Source organism: Streptomyces spinoverrucosus (genome assembly GCF_006539505.1).
In the GTDB taxonomy this organism is placed as follows: Bacteria; Actinomycetota; Actinomycetes; order Streptomycetales; family Streptomycetaceae; genus Streptomyces; species Streptomyces spinoverrucosus.
Genome location: NZ_BJND01000017.1, coordinates 153,115 through 169,695, shown reverse-complemented (window position 1 = coordinate 169,695; position 16,581 = coordinate 153,115). Strand labels below are relative to the sequence as shown.

Sequence of the window (16,581 nt, the reverse complement as noted above, 5' to 3'; positions counted from 1 at the left end):
CCGTTCCGCTTATTCGTACGAGCAAGACCACGAACGGGGAAAGCGCTACCGGGACGAGCAGGCCGTACGGCAGGATCCTCGAATGGAACGTGTACGTGATGTCTCCGACCTCCCGAAGGCCCATCTGCACCTGCACTTCACCGGCTCGATGCGGCCGGGCACCCTGCTGGAGCTGGCCGACAAGTACGGCGTACGGCTGCCCGACGCGCTGACCGAGGCCATGGTCAGCGGGGAGCCGCCGAGACTGCGGGCGACGGACGAACGGGGCTGGTTCCGCTTCCAGCGGCTGTACGACGCCGCGCGCTCGTGCCTGAGGCAGCCGGAGGACATTCAGCGGCTGGTGCGGGAGGCGGCCGAGGAGGACCTGAGGGACGGCTCGGGCTGGCTGGAGATCCAGGTCGACCCGACGTCGTACGCGCCGCGCCTGGGCGGTCTGATCCCGGCGCTGGAGATCATCCTGGACGCGGTGGACTCGGCGGTGCGGGAGACCGGGCTCGGGATGCGCGTCCTGGTCGCCGCGAACCGTATGAAGCACCCGCTGGACGCGCGCACACTGGCCCGTCTGGCCACCCGGTACGCCGACCGCGGCGTGGTCGGCTTCGGCCTCTCCAACGACGAGCGGCGCGGCATGGCCCGCGACTTCGACCGCGCCTTCGCCATCGCCCGCGAGGGCGGCCTGCTGTCCGCCCCGCACGGCGGCGAACTGACCGGTCCAGCCTCGGTCCGCGACTGCCTGGACGACCTGCACGCCGACCGGGTGGGCCACGGCGTGCGCGCGGCGGAGGACCCGCGCCTGCTCAAGCGCCTGGCCGACCGGGGCGTCACCTGCGAGGTGTGCCCGGCGTCGAATGTGGCCCTCGGTGTCTACGAGAAGCCCGAGGACGTGCCGCTGCGCACGCTCTTCGAGGCCGGCGTCCCGATGGCCCTGGGCGCGGACGACCCGCTGCTGTTCGGCTCCCGTCTGGCGGCCCAGTACGAGATCGCCCGCGAGCACCACGCCTTCACGGACGCGGAACTGGCCGAGCTGGCGCGCCAGTCGGTACGGGCGTCGGCGGCGCCGGAGGAGACCAAGGCGGGGCTGCTGGCGGGGGTGGACGCCTGGCTGACCAGCGAGCCTGCTGCCGTCAGAGGCTGACCACCGCCTAGAGGCCGACCACCACCTAGAGGCTGACGCCCACCGTCACCGGCTCGTTGACCAGGGTGATCCCGAACGCCTCACGCACCCCGGCGACGACCTCGCGGGCCAGCGCCAGCAGGTCCTCCGTGGTCGCCTCGCCGCGGTTGGTGAGGGCGAGGGTGTGCTTGGTGGAGATCCTGGCGGGCCCGGTGCCGTACCCCTTGCTGAATCCGGCCTTGTCGATCAGCCAGGCGGCGGAGGTCTTGGTGTGCCCGTCCCCGGCCGGGTACGCCGGCGGCTCCACGCCCTCGCCGAGCCGCTCCCGCACGCGCGCGTGGAACGCGGCGAACTGGGCGTCCGTGAGGATCGGGTTGGTGAAGAAGGACCCGGCGGACCAGGTGTCGTGGTCCTCGGGGTCGAGCACCATGCCCTTCCCGGCGCGCAGCTTCAGGACGGTGTCACGGGCGTCGCCGAGCGGGACCCGGTCGCCGGGTTCGACCCCGAGCGCGCGGGCCGTCTCGGCGTACCGGATGGGCCCCGACAGCCCGCCCACGTCCTCCAGCTCGAAGCGGACGCGCAGGACGACGTACCGCTCGGGGTCGGCCTTGAAGCGGCTGTGGCGGTACGAGAAACCGCACTCGGCGTTCGTCAGGGTGACCGTCTGGCCCGCCGTGCGGTCGTAGGCGATCACCTCGGTGATGGTGGAGGAGACCTCCTGGCCGTACGCCCCCACGTTCTGGATCGGCGTCGCTCCCGCCGACCCGGGAATCCCGGCCAGGCATTCGACACCGGCGAGCCCGGCCTCCACGGTGCGCACGACGGCGTCCGTCCACACCTCACCGGCGGCCAGCTCCAGCCGCGTACCGACCAGCTCGACACCGCGGGTGGCGATGCGCAGGGCGGTTCCGTCGAACCCCTTGTCGCCGATGACCAGGTTCGAACCACCGCCGATGACCAGCAACGGCGTCCCGGCGGCATCGGCCTCCCGCACGACGTCGACGACCTCGGCGTCGGTCGTCGCGGTCACCAGCCGGGTCGCGGGACCGCCCAGCCGGAACGTGGTCAACGGGGCGAGGGGAGCGTCGTGGAGTACCTGCACGGGCCCAAGAGTACGAGACGGCACTGACAGGCTCTGTGGCGCACGCGCGTGTGCGCAGTCGCGGCATCGGTAAGGGGCGCCCGCACTGGCGAACGCCCCTTACCTACCCGCACAGCTCAGGCCAGCCGGACAACCGCCCGGGACATGCCCAGGACCTTCTGTCCGGCGCTCGTCGCCGTGAGGTCCACGCGGACGGTGTTGTCGTCGAGCTTGGCGGCCACCTTGCCGCTGACCTCGATCGTGGCCCCCTGGTCGTCGTTCGGGACCACGACGGGCTTGGTGAAGCGGACGCCGTACTCGACGACCGCGCCCGGGTCCCCGGCCCAGTCGGTGACCACGCGGATCGCCTCGGCCATGGTGAACATGCCGTGCGCGATGACGTCCGGCAGGCCCACCTCCTTGGCGAACTTCTCGTTCCAGTGGATCGGATTGAAGTCCCCGGAGGCGCCCGCGTACTGGACGAGCGTGGCACGGGTCACGGGGAAGGTCTGGGCGGGCAGTTCGGTGCCGACCTCGACGTCGGCGTACGCGATCTTGGCCGTCATCTGCTCACGCCTCCTCGGCCGCGCGGGCCACCAGCTTGGTCCAGGCGGTCACGACGTGCTCCCCGGCCTCGTCGTGCACCTCGCCGCGGACGTCCAGGATGTCGTTCCCGGCCATGGACTTGATGGTCTCGATGGTCGAGGTGACCGTGAGCCGGTCACCGGCGCCCACCGGGCGGCTGTAGGCGAACTTCTGGTCGCCGTGCACGACGCGGCTGTAGTCCAGGCCGAGCTGCGGGTCGTCGACGACCTGCCGCGCCGCCTTGAAGGTGATGGCGAACACGAAGGTGGGCGGGGCGATCACATCGGGGTAGCCGAGGGCCTTGGCGGCTTCCGGGTCCGTGTAGGCCGGGTTGGCGTCCCCTACCGCCTCCGCGAACTCACGGATCTTCTCCCGGCCCACCTCGTAGGGGTCGGTGGGCGGGTAGCTCCGCCCCACGAAGGACTGGTCGAGCGCCATGGCTCGGTACCTCCTGGTTTCTGCTCTGGTCGACCCACCGTGCCGGGTCAACCGTAGGTGACCGAAAAGACCACGAGGCCGCCCCCCTGAACTGTGGGGGCGGCCTCGTGTACGAGCCGTACGAAGATGTACGAGCCTGCGTCAGCGCGTCTCGCGGTGCGCGGTGTGCGCGTTGCAACGCGGGCAGTGCTTCTTCATCTCAAGACGGTCCGGGTTGTTACGCCGGTTCTTCTTGGTGATGTAGTTCCGCTCCTTGCACTCCACGCAGGCCAGCGTGATCTTCGGGCGGACGTCGGTGGCAGCCACGTGAGTGCTCCTTGACGAACGGGTAGGTTATGTCAACGCAAGAAAGAGTAGCCGATCGAAGGACCGACCCCGCAATCGGCTACTGTCAGTAGCGGTGACCGGACTTGAACCGGTGACACAGCGATTATGAGCCGCTTGCTCTACCGACTGAGCTACACCGCTGTGATGCACACGCCGCGAACGGCGCTAGCACCAGAGCCCCAAAACGGAATCGAACCGTTGACCTTCTCCTTACCATGGAGACGCTCTGCCGACTGAGCTATTGGGGCGAGCGATGAAGACATTACACGCTCGGCAGCCGTTCACCCAAATCCGTTTCCCCGCCCCTGCCCCGCCCTCGATCGGCGGACCACACCGGTACGACTATTGCGCTCCTCCACGCCACGGACCGAACACCGTCCTAGGCTCGACTCACTCTGCGTGATCTTGCGTCCGTGACGCGGCGGCGCGTCATGAGTACGTCATGAGTGCTGCCCCTGTCACTGCCCCTGATTCCTGCCCCTGATCTCTGCCCCTGATCCCGAGCCCTGGAGCGCGATGCCCGACAGCCGGCCGCAGCCACCCCGTTCGTCGTCGTCCTCGTCGGGCTCGGGACAGAGCGACGCGGTCGGCCTGCTGCTGTGCGGCGCACGTCTGACCGACGGCCGGACCGTGGACGTCCGGCTGGGCGGCGGGCGGATCGAGGCGGTGGGTACGGCCGGCAGCCTGGGCGGATCTCGTGGTGACGGTGGCGGGGGTAGTGGCGGCGGGGGCGGTGGCGGTGGTGGTAATGGCGGAGGTGGCGGCCGGGTGGATCTCAGCGGCTATCTCCTGCTGCCGGCCCCCGCCGAAGTCCACGCCCACGCCGACACTGCGCTGTCCGCCGATGCCGATGGCCCTGTCTCGTACGACGCCCAGGACGTCCAACGCCGGGCCACCGAGGCCACGCTGCTGCAACTCGGGCACGGGGCGACCGCGCTGCGGGCGCACGTGCGCGTGGGGGACGTAAAGGGGCTGGGCGCGCTGACCGCCGTACTGCGGGCGCGGCGGTCGTTGCGGGGGCTCGCGGAGCTGACTGCGGTGGCGATGCCGCGGGTGCTGACCGGGGTGGCCGGGGCGGACGGGCTCGCCATGCTGCGGGACTCGGTGAAGATGGGTGCCTCCGTGGTGGGCGGCTGTCCGGATCTCGATCCCGATCCGACGGGCTATGTGGAGGCCGTCCTGGAGGTCGCCTCCGAACACGGCTGCCCCGTCGACCTGCACACCGACGCGACCGACCCGGCCCGCCTCGCCCGCCTCGCCGCGATGGCGGGCGGGATGCGCCCCGGGGTGACGATCGGCCCCTGCGGCGGTTTGGGCGACCTGCCCGCCGACGTGGCGTCCCGCACCGCCGACCGGCTGGCGGCGGCGGGGGTGTCCGTGGTGTGCCTGCCGCAGGGCGGCTGCGCGGGCGCCGAGCGGCGCGGCACGGCGCCGGTACGACTGCTGCGCTCCGCCGGCGTACGCGTCGCCGCCGGCAGCGGCGCTCTCCGGGACACCTCGAACCCGGTGGGCCGCGGCGACCCCCTGGAGGCCGCGTACCTCCTGGCCTCCCACCACGGCCTGCGCCCCGAGGACGCCTACGACGCCGTGAGCACCTCGGCCCGCGCCGCCCTGGGCCTCCCCGAGGTACGGGTGGAGGCGGGCTTCCCGGCCGAGCTGCTGGCCGTACGCGGGGACCGGCTGGCGGGCGCCCTGTCACTGGCGTACAGCCGGATCGTGGTGCACCGGGGGCGCGTGGTGGCACGGACGAGCGCGGTACGGGAGTACTGCAACTCGGCCGCGGCGGCGGAACTGGGGTTGCCTCGGCAGGGGCGGGGGGAGTTGTCGTAGGGCACCCGCCTGAGACCACACCCATCTCATGGGTCTGAGACCACACCCATCTCATAGGGCTGAAACCCCACCCATCTCATGGGGCGAATGCGGCCGTTCGGGCGTACGGTCGGAAGCATGCGCATTGTCATCGCTGGAGGTCATGGACAGATCGCGCTGCGGCTGGAGCGCCTGCTCTCCGCGCGTGGTTTTGAGGTGGCGGGCATCATCCGCCGTGCCGAACAGGGCGACGATCTGCGGGAGGCGGGCGCCGAACCGGTCCTGCTGGACCTGGAGTCGGCCACGGTCGAGCAGGTCGCGGCGCATCTGCAGGGCGCCGACGCGGCGGTGTTCGCGGCCGGTGCCGGTCCGGGCAGCGGGGCGGCACGCAAGGCCACGGTGGACAAGGGCGCGGCGGTGCTGTTCGCGGACGCGGCGGTCCGCGCGGGCGTACGCCGCTTCCTGGTCGTCTCCTCAATGGGCGCCGACCCGAACCACCAGGGCGACGACGTCTTCGACGTCTATCTGCGCGCCAAGGGTGAGGCCGACGCGCATGTCACCCGCCAGGACGCGCTGGACTGGACGATCCTGCGCCCCGGCGCGCTGACGGACGACGCCGGCACCGGCCTGGTCCGCCTGGAGGCGCACACCGGACGCGGCCCGATCCCGCGCGACGACGTGGCCGCCGTACTGGCCGAGCTGCTCGACACCCCGGCGACCGCCGGTCTGACCCTGGAACTGATCAGCGGATCGACACCGGTGTCGGTGGCCGTGAAGTCGGTGGCCGGGAACTGAGGCAAACATGAAGAAACCCCCTGCATGCTGCGTTTCCGCAGACCTGGAGGGGGTCTTCTTCAAAGTGGCGGCGCCAGGATTCGAACCTGGGAAGGCTGAGCCGGCAGATTTACAGTCTGCTCCCTTTGGCCGCTCGGGCACACCGCCGGGGTTTGCTGCCGCTCGAACCGCCTTTCGGCGGTGCTCGCTGGCAACGACGTAAACAATACCCGATACGGAGGGGTGCTTCGCCACCCGATTGATCGGCGCTCGGGGGACAGGGGGTGGCTAGGCTTGTCCGGATGCGGTCCCGGTCCGAGCGGGGCCCGGCCGCCGCCCGCGTACGCCGCTACGCAACCGATTCGCACCCCGATACAAGGAGCCACAGCACATGGCCGACTCCAGTTTCGACATCGTCTCGAAGGTCGAGCGGCAGGAGGTCGACAACGCCCTCAACCAGGCCGCCAAGGAGATCTCGCAGCGCTACGACTTCAAGGGCGTGGGCGCCTCGATCTCGTGGTCCGGTGACAAGATCCTGATGGAGGCGAACTCCGAGGACCGCGTGAAGGCCGTCCTCGACGTCTTCCAGTCCAAGCTGATCAAGCGTGGCATCTCGCTGAAGGCCCTGGACGCGGGCGAGCCCCAGCTCTCGGGCAAGGAGTACAAGATCTTCGCGTCGATCCAGGAGGGCATCTCCCAGGAGAACGCGAAGAAGGTGGCGAAGATCATCCGCGACGAGGGCCCCAAGGGCATCAAGGCCCAGGTCCAGGGCGACGAGCTGCGCGTCACCTCCAAGAGCCGCGACGACCTCCAGGCCGTGATCTCCCTGCTGAAGGGCAAGGACTTCGACTTCGCGCTGCAGTTCGTGAACTACCGGTAACCCTGACGCCGCGTGCGTCCGAGGAAGGGTGGGCACCCGGCTACTCGGCTACCCGGTGGCCCGCCCTTCTCGGCCCGACGCGGAGTCCCTGCGTGCCGTGCTTCGCGCTCAGTCGCGCGAGTTGCCGAACAGGAGGCGGTACGCGATCAGCAGGACCAGCGAGCCGCCGATCGCCGCCGCCCAGGTGGCGCCGTCATAGAAGTCCTTGGTGATCGGGTGGTCCAGCCAGCGGGCCGATATCCAGCCTCCGATGAACGCGCCCGCGACGCCGATCACTGTCGTGCCGATGAGTCCGCCCGGGTCGCGGCCCGGCAGCAGAAACTTGGCGATGGCTCCGGCCAACAGTCCCAGGATGATCCAAGCGATGATGCTCATGCCGTGAACCTGCCCTTCCGCGCTGGGTCTGCACTGTCCAGGGACTGTGATCTTGGCGATGTCCGGCCCCGGACGGAGCGCCCTGCTTCGCCCAGGTGCCATGCCTGGCCCGATGAGCGTGCTCTTGTCACTGCCGAGGACGGCACGGCAGCACCGGGCGGTTGCACCGCCCAGTAGGTGCGGCGGATGACACACCGCCGGTGAGTCGGCTGGGCCGATCCGGCTACGAGGCCGGCGTCGGGGTCGTGCGTATGCGGAAGTCGGACCAGGGCGCCAGGTCCATCCCTTCGTTCGTCTCTTCGTACCAGCCCGTGCCGTCCACCCAGGCGCGCAGCCAGGCCGTGAGGCTGGGGGCGTCCACGTACCAGGCGTGGTCGGCTTCGTCGGCGTTCGGTTCGAAGAGCAGGACGGGGGCCTGCGGGTCGAGGCAGTCCACGCAGGCGTACATCGCACAGCCCCAGTGGGATATCGGCAGCACCCCGTCCGGCCAGGGCCACTCGGGGTCCTGGCGGCCGCTCTCGCGATGGGCGAGGTACTGCACGACGGCGGCGGGCTCGTCGGCGGGTGGGCTGTCGAGCAGCGGCAGCAGTCCGTACTCCGGGCCGAATCCGCCGTCCCCTATCCGCAGATACAGCTCGGCGAGCAGTGGCGGCAGACGGAAGCCGAGCGCGGCCTCGGCGCGGGCCACCGTGGCGGCGTCCACGGGCTCGGGTAGCGAAGTCCAGCCCCACGGGCGGGTGTTACGGGCCTTGCCCTCCACCCGTGCCAGCAACTGCTCGATCTCGGTCATGGGTTCATCATGCAGGGCGGCACTGACAATCGGGCCGGCCTGTGGATAACCCCGAGCCTGTGGAAAACGCGGAACTCGGGGCGTGCGTCACCAACCCGCCGCGAACGGCCTGTCCGTGGAGACGATTTCGCGACCGAAGGGCAGCAGCGAGACCGGGATGAGCTTGAAGTTGGCGATGCCGAGCGGGATGCCGATGATCGTGACGCACAGCGCGATGCCGGTGGCGATGTGGGCGAGGGCCAGCCACCAGCCCGCGAGGATCAGCCACAGGACATTGCCGACGCAGGAGGGGGCTCCGGCGTCGCGGCGTTCGACCGTCGTGTAGCCGAAGGGCCACAGGGCGTAGACGCCGATGCGGAACGCGGCGATGCCGAACGGGATGCCGATGATGGTGATGCACAGCAGCACGCCCGCCAGCAGATAGCCGAGAAACAGCCAGAAGCCGCTCAGGACGAGCCATATGACGTTCAGGATTGTCTTCACGGGCGACGACCTGCCATCTGTTCGAGGCGAGCGATGCGCTCGGCCATGGGCGGGTGCGTGGAGAACATCTTGGCCAGTCCCTGGCCCGGGCGGAACGGGTTCGCGATCATCATGTGGCTCGCGGTCTCGATCCGGGGTTCGGGGGGCAGCGGAAGTTGCTTGGTGCCGGCCTCCAGCTTGCGCAGCGCGCTGGCCAGGGCGAGCGGGTCGCCGGTGAGCTGGGCGCCGGAGGCGTCGGCCTCGTACTCGCGGGAGCGGCTGATGGCCAGCTGGATGAGGGTGGCCGCGAGAGGACCGAGGATCATGATCAGCAGCATGCCGAGGATGCCGGGGCCGTCGTCGTCATCTGAGCGGCCGATCGGGATCAGCCAGGCGAAGTTGACCAGGAACATGATCACGGAGGCGAGGGCGCCGGCGACCGACGAGATGAGGATGTCGCGGTTGTAGACGTGGCTCAGCTCGTGGCCGATGACGCCGCGCAGCTCGCGCTCGTTCAGGATGCGCAGGATGCCCTCGGTGCAGCACACGGCGGCGTTGCGCGGATTGCGGCCGGTGGCGAAGGCGTTCGGCGCCTCGGTCGGGGAGATGTAAAGGCGGGGCATGGGCTGGCGGGCCTGCGTGGAGAGGTCGCGGACCATGCGGTACAGCGCGGGGGCCTCGAACTCGCTCACCGGGCGGGCCCGCATCGCGCGCAGGGCCAGCTTGTCGCTGTTCCAGTAGGCGTACGCGTTCGTGCCGAGCGCGATCAGGACGGCGACGACGAGCCCGGCACGGCCGAAGAAGCTGCCGATGAGGATGATGAGTGCGGACAGTCCCCCGAGGAGTACTGCGGTCCTGAGCCCGTTGTGCCGGCGGTGCACGGTACGCCCTCCAAGTGGTGCAGCAGGGGAACCCTTTGCTTGTTGATCTTCGGTCCCGCTGGTGCCGTGGTGACACGTCCAGTGGACCCTCACGATGTGGACAACGCGAGGCGAAGGCCACTAGTTCCCTTGTGCCTGCGGCGGCCCACGTCGGCCGTCCGGGTGAAGGCGCCCGGCCGTCCAGGTGAGGGCCTCTGTCCGGCGAGTGCCTTAGAAGAGCCCGGTGTCCGCGAAGCGCAGGACCAGCTGGGGCGCTCCGGACAGGCCGATGCCGAGGACGGCGGTCAGGGCGATCGCGGCCGTGAGGGGCGCCGGGACGAGGTGCCTGGCGGGCTCTCCCTCGGGGGCGCGGAACAGCAGGGCCGTCCATTGGAGGTAGTAGAACAGCGCGATCACCACGTTGACGGCCATCACCACGGCCAGCCAGCCGAGGCCCGCGTCGACAGCCGCGGAGAAGACGGTGACCTTGGCGAACAGGCCGATGATGCCCGGCGGCAGCCCGGCCAGGCAGAGCAGGAAGAAGGCCAGCAGCAGCGCAGTCACGGGGTTTGTGGCGTACAGGCCGCGGTAGTCGCTGACGCGGTTGAGGGTCCTCGTACGGCCCACCAGTGCGGCCACGGCGAAGGCGCCCAGGTTCACGGCGCCGTACATGAGCGCGTAGGCGACCGTGGAGCCGATCGAGTGCTCGGCGTCGTCGGAGTACGCGGCGGCGGCGATCGGCACCAGGAGGTAGCCGGCCTGGCCGACGGACGACCAGGCGAGCAGGCGTACCGCGCTGTACGCGCGCGTGCCCTGCTGTCGGAGGGCGCCGACGTTGCCGACGGTCATGGTGAGGGCGGCCAGGGCGGCGAGCGCCGGGCCCCAGACGTCGGCGTACGACGGGAAGGCGATGACCGTGACGAGGATCAGCCCGGAGAAGCCGACCGCCTTGCCGACCACCGACAGATAGGCCGCGACCGGCAGCGGGGCGCCCACATAGGTGTCGGGCACCCAGAAGTGGAAGGGCACGGCGGCCGTCTTGAAGGCGAAGCCGATGAGGGTGAGGACGACGCCGGTCTGGGCGAGGGTGTGCAGCTGTCCGTCGACGTCCTGGATGCGTTCGGCGATCTGGGTCAGGTAGAGGGTGCCGGTGGCGGCGTACACGAAGCTGATGCCCATGAGGCTGACGGCGGTCGCGGTGACCGACGACAGGAAGAACTTCAGGGCCGCCTCGGAGGACCTCTTGTCGCCGTGCCGGATGCCGACCAGGGCGAACGCGGGCAGGGAGGCGACCTCCAGGGCGACGATCAGCGTCGCGAGGTCGCGGGAGGCCGGCAGGAGGGCGGCGCCGGCCGCTGAGGAGAGCAGCAGGAACCAGAACTCCCCTTCGGGGAGTCCTCTGCGGGCGTCCTTGAGGGCCGTGACGGACAGCAGGGCTGCCAGGAGGGCGCCGCCGAGGACCAGGAACTGGATGACGAGGGTGAACCGGTCCGCCGTATAGCTGCACACGTCGGCGTCGCCTGTGAGGCAGAAGGTGGAGCGGTCGCCGTCCAGGAGCGGAAGCAGCATCAGCGTGGACACGGCGAGGCCGGCCACGGACACCCACCCGAGGAGCGCCTTCTTGTGGTCGCCGACGTACAGGTCGGCGACCAGGACGGCGAGGGCGACCACGGCCGCGATGGTGGGCGGCGCGATGGCGAGCCAGTCGACGGACTGGACCAGGGATTCGACCGGCGACTGGGCCAGGGAGCTCATCGGGTGCCTCCTGCGAGGAGCTGCTGCACGGCCGGGTCGGTCAGGCCGAGGAGGGCCTTCGGCCAGAGTCCGGCGACGACGGTGAGGGCGACCAGCGGGGTCCACGCCGCGTACTCGTACGTGTGCACGTCGGCGAGCTTGGGCGCCTCCTGCGGTACGACGCCCATGCAGACCCTGCGGACCACGACGAGCAGGTAGGCGGCGGTGAGCAGGGTGCCGAACGCGGCGATCGCCATGAAGGTGAGGAAGGCCGGGCGGCTGAGGCCGGCGGCGGGCTGGAATGCGCCGAAGAGCGCCAGCATCTCGCCCCAGAACCCGGCGAGGCCCGGCAGGCCGAGGGAGGCGACGGCGCCGAAGGCGAGCAGGCCGCCGAAGCGCGGGGCCTTGCCGTACAGCGCGGCGCCGGTCTTGTCCGCGAGGGCGTCGAGGTCGGTGGTGCCGGTACGGTCCTTCAGCGCGCCGACCAGGAAGAACAGCAGGCCGGTGATGAGGCCGTGGGCGATGTTGGCGAACAGGGCGCCGTTCACGCCGGTCGGGGTCATGGTGGCGATACCGAGCAGGACGAAGCCCATGTGGCCGACGGAGGAGTAGGCGATGAGGCGCTTGAGGTCGCCCTTCGCACCCTGCTTGGCGAGGGCGAGGCAGGCCAGCGATCCATAGATGATCCCGACGACGGCGAACGCCGCGAGATACGGGGCGAAGGTACGGAATCCGTCCGGTGCGACCGGCAGCAGAATCCGCACGAACCCGTACGTACCCATCTTCAGCAGTACGCCGGCCAGCAGGACCGAGCCGACGGTCGGCGCGGCGGTGTGGGCGTCCGGCAGCCAGCTGTGCAGCGGCCACATCGGCGTCTTGACCGCGAGCCCGATCCCGACCGCCAGAACCGCGATGACCTGCACGGATGTGGTCAGCGACCGGCCGTTGTCAGTGGCGAGTGCCACCATGTCGAATGTGCCCGCCGTGATTCCGATCAGGAGCAGGCCGAGCAGCATGACCACGGAACCGAGCAGCGTGTAGAGGATGAACTTCCAGGCGGCCTGCGTCCGCCCCTCGCCGCCCCAGCGGGCGATGAGGAAGTACATCGGAATCAGGACCATCTCGAAGGCGAGGAAGAACAGCAGCAGGTCGAGGACGGCGAAGGTGGCGAGAGTGCCGGACTCCAGGACGAGCAGCAGTGCGACGAAGGCCTTCGGGGTCGGGCCCGCGGGCATCTTGAAGTACGAGTAGAGCGCGCAGAGGAAGGTCAGCAGCGCGGTCAGGACGACAAGGGGGAGGGAAATGCCGTCGATGCCGAGGTGGATGCGCACATCGAGTGCGGGGATCCAGCTGATGTCCGTGCTGGCCTGCATCTTCGACGGCTGGTCGTGGTCGAAGCCGAGCGCCAGGACGATCGCGGCGATGAGGACCGCGCCGGTCACGGTCACGCCGTGCCGCAGCACGGCCTGCTCGGGCGACTTCCCCTTCAGCCCGGGCGGGGCAGGCAGGAGAGCGGCGACGGCACCGAGGAGCGGGCCGACGACGACGAACGCGAGAAGGAACTGCATCACGGACTCATTGATATCGATCACGCCTGCTCACGCTCCCGTGGCGACGAGGACGGCGGCGACCACCAGGACGACGGTGCCGGCGAGCAGCGCGCTCACATAGGTCTGCACATTGCCGGTCTGGGCGCGCCGGACGGCGGCTCCCAGCCAGCGGGGCAGGGCGCCCGCCCCGCGTACGTAGGTGTCGACGACCTCGCGGTCGAGGAACCGCACCAGACTGGCGCCGCCCCGGACCGGGCGGACGAACAGCGCCGAGTACACGGCGTCCAGGTGGAAGCCGACGGCCGCGTGCCGGTGCAGCGGGCCGAGCAGCAGCCGTCCGGGATCGGCCGGGTCGGGTGCGTGGGCCACGTCGCCGTAGGCGGGTTCGTGCGTGGCGATGGCCTCGGCCTCGACCTGCGCGGCGTCGCCCTCGGGGTGGGCGGCCACCGCACCCAGTGGGACGCGGGCCGCGAGGGTGCTGGTGCGCCGCCAGGCGGCGTAGGTGACGATGCCGCCGACCAGGGCCAGGCCCGTGCCCAGCACGGACGTGGTGAGGGTCGGGGTCAGCTCACCGCCGTCGAACCAGCCGGGCAGCGACTGGTACGCCAGCCCGCCCAGGGCGAGGGACGGGGCGGCGAGCACCCATAGCACCACGGTCATCGTCAGCGGCTGCCTGCCGTGGTCCGGGGCCTCCGTGCCGTGGCCGCGGAAGGCGAGCAGCCACAGCCGCATCGCGTACGCGGCCGTGAGCAGGGCCGTGAGCAGGCCGACGACCAGCACGATCCAGCCCGCGGCGGCGGGGACGTGCTCGGTGTGGCCGGTGGTGACGTGTTCGGCGGCGCCGAGGACGGACTCCTTGGAGAAGAAGCCACTGAAGGGCGGGATCGCGGCGAGCGCGAGAAGCGCCACGGTCATCGTCCAGTAGGCGTCGGGGACGCGGTCGCGCAGGCCGCCCATGCGGGACATGGCGGCCAGCGAGTTGGTGCCGGCGGCGTGGATGATCACGCCCGCCGCGAGGAACAGCAGCGCCTTGAAGGCGCCGTGGGACAGGAGGTGGAAGACGGCGGCACCGCGGTCGCCGACGGCCAGGGCGCCGGTCATGTAGCCGAGCTGGCCGATCGTCGAGTAGGCGAGGACGCGCTTGATGTCGTCCTGGGCGAGCGCGGCGAGACCCGAGCCGGCCATGGTGACGGCGGCCATGGCGGCGAGGACGACCATCGCGGCCGAGGAGGCCTGGAAGACGGGGAGGAGACGGGCGATGAAGTAGACACCGGCGGCGACCATCGTCGCGGCGTGGATCAGCGCCGAGACGGGCGTGGGGCCCGCCATCGCGTCGGGCAGCCAGGAGTGCAGCGGGAACTGCGCCGACTTGCCCGCCACACCGGCCAGGAGCAGCAGGGCGATCAGCGTGGGGTGGTCGAGTCCGCCGCTCGCGACCGCGCCGAGCACCCGCGTGATGCGGAACGACCCGGCGTCGACGGCGAGCGCGAACAGGCCGATCAGGAAGGGGACGTCACCGAGCTTGGTGACCAGGAAGGCCTTCAGGGAGGCGGCGCGGGCCTCCGGGGTCTCCCAGTAGTGGCCGACCAGGAAGTAGGAGCAGATGCCCATGACTTCCCAGCCGACCAGCAGCACCATCAGGTCGCCCGAGTAGACGACGAGGAGCATCGCGGAGGTGAACAGGGAGATGAGCGCGGCGTAGGAGGGGTAGCGCGGGTCGTCCTGCAGATAGCCGGTCGAGTAGATCTGCACGCAGAGCGCGACGAACGCGACCAGGACGGCGACGAGGGCGGCGAAGCCGTCGATGTGCAGGGCGAGTTCGATCGGGATCGAGCCGGTGGGCGTGAGCTCGGTGGCGGCGTCGATGGCCTCGTCGCCGCCCTGGCGGACGGCGACCAGTACGGCGAGGACGAGCGAGGCGAGCGTCGGCAGGACGGCGATCGGGCGGACGAAGCCGGGGGCCGTGCGGCCCAGGAGCAGCCCGGCGGCCGCGCCCAGGAACGGAAGGAGAGGGACGAGGTAGGCGAGGGTGGTCGTGGTCACGCGCTGGCCTCAGCCTTCTCGGCGGCCGGCTCGGCCGCGTGGGCCTCGCCGTCGGGTCCGTCGGTCTCGGGGCCCTCGGCGGTGTCGCGGAGCTTGTCGATGTCCGAGGTGCCGCGGTTGCGGTAGACGGCGAGGACGATCGCGAGGCCGATGCCGATCTCGGCGGCCGCGATGGCGATGGTGAACAGGGTCAGGGCCTGGCCGGAGTGCAGGGTCTCCTCGGCGGTCCTGCTGAGCCAGACGTCGAAGGCGACCAGGTTGAGGTTGACGGCGTTGAGCATCAGCTCGACCGACATCAGGACCAGGATCGCGTTGCGGCGGGCGAGGACGCCGTACAGGCCGGTGCAGAACAGGAGGGCGGAGAGGACGGCGGGGTAGGCGAGGTGCATCAGCGGGCACCGCCCTTGTCACTTCGGCTGCCGGGGACACTCGCGGTGGTGGCCGTCGCGTCGGCCTTTGCCTTGCGGGACAGCACGATCGCGCCGACCAGCGCGGCGAGGAGGAGGACGGAGAGGGCCTCGAAGGGGAGGACCCAGTTCTGGAAGAGGGCCTTGCCGGTGACCTCGGTGGAGCCGGCGGGGGCACCGTCCAGGTCGATCCAGGTCGTGCGGAAGGCGTCGACGACGACCCAGACCAGGGCGGCGGCCGTGGCGACGGCCACGGTGAGGGCGGCCCAGCGGTTGCCGGAGTCGGCGTCCGGGGAGCGGCCGATGGGGGCCTTGGTGAGCATCAGACCGAACAGGAGGAGGACGACCACGGAACCGACGTAGATCAGCACCTGCACCCAGGCGATGAACTCGGCGGTGAGCAGGAGGTACTCGACGGCGAGTCCACCGAGGGTCACCACCAGCCACAGGGCGGCGTGCACCAGCTGCCGAGTGGTGACGGTGACGATCGCGGCGCCGAAGGTGACCACCCCGACGAGGAGGAAGGCGATTTCGACGCCGGTCGGGGAGAGGAAGCCAGGGCTCTCGGCGGCCATGCTCGTGGCGTCCGTCGCGACGGCGGTGGCGGCGGCTGCAAGTGTCATTCCTGGCCCTCCTGCGGGGGCAGGTCGGTCTGCTGCTGGGGCAAGTCCGTCTGCTGCTTGGATTCACCCATCGGCCGGGTAGGCCGCTCGGCGGCGCGTGCCTGCTCGGCGGCGTGCGGCTCGGTTCCGGCGGGCTCGGCGGGCTCGGTGGGCTGGGCAGGCTGCGGGGCTGCCGCTTCCTGCTGGGCGGCGAGCTTCTCGGCGGTCTTGCGGGCGGCGGCGACCTCCTTCGGTTCCTCCGCGGCGGGGTCGAGGGCCGGTGGGGCGGGCACCGTCCACATCCACTCGCGGAGCTTGTCGCGCTCGTGGGTGAGGTCGCGGATGTCGGTCTCGGCGTACTCGAACTCCGGCGACCAGAACAGGGCGTCGAAAGGACAGACCTCAATGCAGATACCGCAGTACATGCACAGCGAGAAGTCGATCGCGAACCGGTCGAGGACGTTGCGGCTGCGTTCGCGTCCGCCGGGGGCGGCGGGCGGGACCGTCTCCTTGTGGGAGTCGATGTAGATGCACCAGTCCGGGCACTCCCGGGCGCACAGCATGCAGACCGTGCAGTTCTCCTCGAACAGGCCGATCACGCCGCGGGTACGGGGCGGGAGGTCGGGCTGGGCGTCCGGGTACTGCGCGGTGACGGTCTTCTTCGTCATCGTGCGGAGGGTGACGGCCAAGCCCTTGGCGAGACCGCTGCCGGGAATGCGGGGCCGGGTGGGCGGGAGAGACTCGGCCATG

Annotated in this window: 18 protein-coding genes and 3 tRNA genes; 4 read left to right on the top strand and 17 right to left on the bottom strand. The window is 70.6% G+C overall.

The window, feature by feature from the left end; all coding sequences use genetic code 11:
• The first annotated feature begins 82 nt into the window (after nucleotides 1-82).
• Nucleotides 83-1,135, top strand: coding sequence for an adenosine deaminase (locus SSP24_RS12535; RefSeq protein ID WP_141309596.1), 1,053 nt, complete (start codon nucleotides 83-85; stop codon nucleotides 1,133-1,135).
• 25 nt (nucleotides 1,136-1,160) lie between these two features.
• On the opposite strand, the gene SSP24_RS12530 is transcribed toward SSP24_RS12535, so the two are convergent.
• The 6 genes from SSP24_RS12530 to SSP24_RS12505 form a co-directional block, all read right to left on the bottom strand.
• Nucleotides 1,161-2,216: a UDP-N-acetylmuramate dehydrogenase gene (locus tag SSP24_RS12530; RefSeq protein WP_141309595.1), complete on the bottom strand. Its 1,056-nt coding sequence runs from the start codon at nucleotides 2,214-2,216 to the stop codon at nucleotides 1,161-1,163.
• A 116-nt stretch (nucleotides 2,217-2,332) separates the two neighbouring features.
• Nucleotides 2,333-2,761: a MaoC family dehydratase gene (locus tag SSP24_RS12525; RefSeq protein ID WP_141309594.1), complete on the bottom strand. Its 429-nt coding sequence runs from the start codon at nucleotides 2,759-2,761 to the stop codon at nucleotides 2,333-2,335.
• A gap of 4 nt (nucleotides 2,762-2,765) precedes the next feature.
• Nucleotides 2,766-3,218, bottom strand: coding sequence for a MaoC family dehydratase N-terminal domain-containing protein (locus SSP24_RS12520; protein WP_141309593.1), 453 nt, complete (start codon nucleotides 3,216-3,218; stop codon nucleotides 2,766-2,768).
• Nucleotides 3,219-3,359: 141 nt separating this feature from the next.
• The gene (gene rpmG / locus SSP24_RS12515; protein WP_003948671.1) at nucleotides 3,360-3,524 is read right to left on the bottom strand and encodes a 50S ribosomal protein L33; all 165 of its coding nucleotides are present in this window, start codon (nucleotides 3,522-3,524) and stop codon (nucleotides 3,360-3,362) included.
• Nucleotides 3,525-3,613: 89 nt separating this feature from the next.
• Nucleotides 3,614-3,686 (bottom strand) — tRNA-Met (locus tag SSP24_RS12510).
• A 34-nt stretch (nucleotides 3,687-3,720) separates the two neighbouring features.
• Nucleotides 3,721-3,793 (bottom strand) — tRNA-Thr (locus SSP24_RS12505).
• A 268-nt stretch (nucleotides 3,794-4,061) separates the two neighbouring features.
• Between SSP24_RS12505 and SSP24_RS12500 the strand changes: the two genes are divergently transcribed.
• Together SSP24_RS12500 and SSP24_RS12495 are read left to right on the top strand one after the other, a co-directional pair.
• Nucleotides 4,062-5,375, top strand: a complete 1,314-nt coding sequence (locus SSP24_RS12500; protein WP_141309592.1) for an amidohydrolase family protein — start codon at nucleotides 4,062-4,064, stop codon at nucleotides 5,373-5,375.
• 117 nt (nucleotides 5,376-5,492) lie between these two features.
• Nucleotides 5,493-6,149 (top strand): SDR family oxidoreductase, encoded by a 657-nt coding sequence (locus SSP24_RS12495; protein WP_141309591.1) that lies wholly within the window; start codon nucleotides 5,493-5,495, stop codon nucleotides 6,147-6,149.
• 65 nt (nucleotides 6,150-6,214) lie between these two features.
• Here SSP24_RS12495 and SSP24_RS12490 read toward each other — a convergent pair.
• A tRNA-Tyr gene (locus SSP24_RS12490) sits at nucleotides 6,215-6,296 on the bottom strand.
• A 223-nt stretch (nucleotides 6,297-6,519) separates the two neighbouring features.
• Between SSP24_RS12490 and SSP24_RS12485 the strand changes: the two genes are divergently transcribed.
• Nucleotides 6,520-7,008, top strand: a complete 489-nt coding sequence (locus SSP24_RS12485; RefSeq protein ID WP_141309590.1) for a YajQ family cyclic di-GMP-binding protein — start codon at nucleotides 6,520-6,522, stop codon at nucleotides 7,006-7,008.
• 108 nt (nucleotides 7,009-7,116) lie between these two features.
• Here SSP24_RS12485 and SSP24_RS12480 read toward each other — a convergent pair whose 3' ends face one another.
• The 10 genes from SSP24_RS12480 to SSP24_RS12435 all read right to left on the bottom strand — a co-directional run bounded on the left by SSP24_RS12480 (nucleotide 7,117) and on the right by SSP24_RS12435 (nucleotide 16,580).
• Nucleotides 7,117-7,383, bottom strand: coding sequence for a GlsB/YeaQ/YmgE family stress response membrane protein (locus SSP24_RS12480; RefSeq protein WP_141309589.1), 267 nt, complete (start codon nucleotides 7,381-7,383; stop codon nucleotides 7,117-7,119).
• A gap of 223 nt (nucleotides 7,384-7,606) precedes the next feature.
• Nucleotides 7,607-8,173 carry an SMI1/KNR4 family protein gene (locus tag SSP24_RS12475; RefSeq protein ID WP_141309588.1) on the bottom strand — a complete coding sequence of 189 codons (567 nt, stop codon included), beginning with the start codon at nucleotides 8,171-8,173 and terminating at the stop codon, nucleotides 7,607-7,609.
• A gap of 87 nt (nucleotides 8,174-8,260) precedes the next feature.
• The gene (locus tag SSP24_RS12470) at nucleotides 8,261-8,656 is read right to left on the bottom strand and encodes a YccF domain-containing protein (protein ID WP_141309587.1); all 396 of its coding nucleotides are present in this window, start codon (nucleotides 8,654-8,656) and stop codon (nucleotides 8,261-8,263) included.
• Nucleotides 8,653-9,516, bottom strand: a complete 864-nt coding sequence (gene htpX / locus SSP24_RS12465; RefSeq protein ID WP_141309586.1) for a zinc metalloprotease HtpX — start codon at nucleotides 9,514-9,516, stop codon at nucleotides 8,653-8,655. The genes SSP24_RS12470 and htpX overlap by 4 nt, the downstream gene beginning before the upstream one ends.
• Before the next feature lie 210 nt (nucleotides 9,517-9,726).
• Nucleotides 9,727-11,250 (bottom strand): NADH-quinone oxidoreductase subunit N, encoded by a 1,524-nt coding sequence (locus tag SSP24_RS12460; protein WP_141309585.1) that lies wholly within the window; start codon nucleotides 11,248-11,250, stop codon nucleotides 9,727-9,729.
• Nucleotides 11,247-12,821 (bottom strand): complex I subunit 4 family protein, encoded by a 1,575-nt coding sequence (locus SSP24_RS12455; protein ID WP_141309584.1) that lies wholly within the window; start codon nucleotides 12,819-12,821, stop codon nucleotides 11,247-11,249. Before SSP24_RS12455 ends, SSP24_RS12460 begins: the two co-directional genes overlap by 4 nt.
• Nucleotides 12,822-12,827: 6 nt before the next feature.
• Nucleotides 12,828-14,822 carry an NADH-quinone oxidoreductase subunit 5 family protein gene (locus tag SSP24_RS12450; protein WP_141309583.1) on the bottom strand — a complete coding sequence of 665 codons (1,995 nt, stop codon included), beginning with the start codon at nucleotides 14,820-14,822 and terminating at the stop codon, nucleotides 12,828-12,830.
• Entirely contained in the window at nucleotides 14,819-15,211 is a 393-nt protein-coding gene (nuoK, locus tag SSP24_RS12445) for an NADH-quinone oxidoreductase subunit NuoK (protein WP_141309582.1), read from the bottom strand. The genes SSP24_RS12450 and nuoK overlap by 4 nt, the downstream gene beginning before the upstream one ends.
• Entirely contained in the window at nucleotides 15,211-15,852 is a 642-nt protein-coding gene (locus tag SSP24_RS12440; protein ID WP_141309581.1) for an NADH-quinone oxidoreductase subunit J family protein, read from the bottom strand. Before SSP24_RS12440 ends, nuoK begins: the two co-directional genes overlap by 1 nt.
• Nucleotides 15,849-16,580, bottom strand: coding sequence for a NuoI/complex I 23 kDa subunit family protein (locus SSP24_RS12435; protein WP_141309580.1), 732 nt, complete (start codon nucleotides 16,578-16,580; stop codon nucleotides 15,849-15,851). The genes SSP24_RS12440 and SSP24_RS12435 overlap by 4 nt, the downstream gene beginning before the upstream one ends.
• Nucleotide 16,581: the final 1 nt, after the last annotated feature.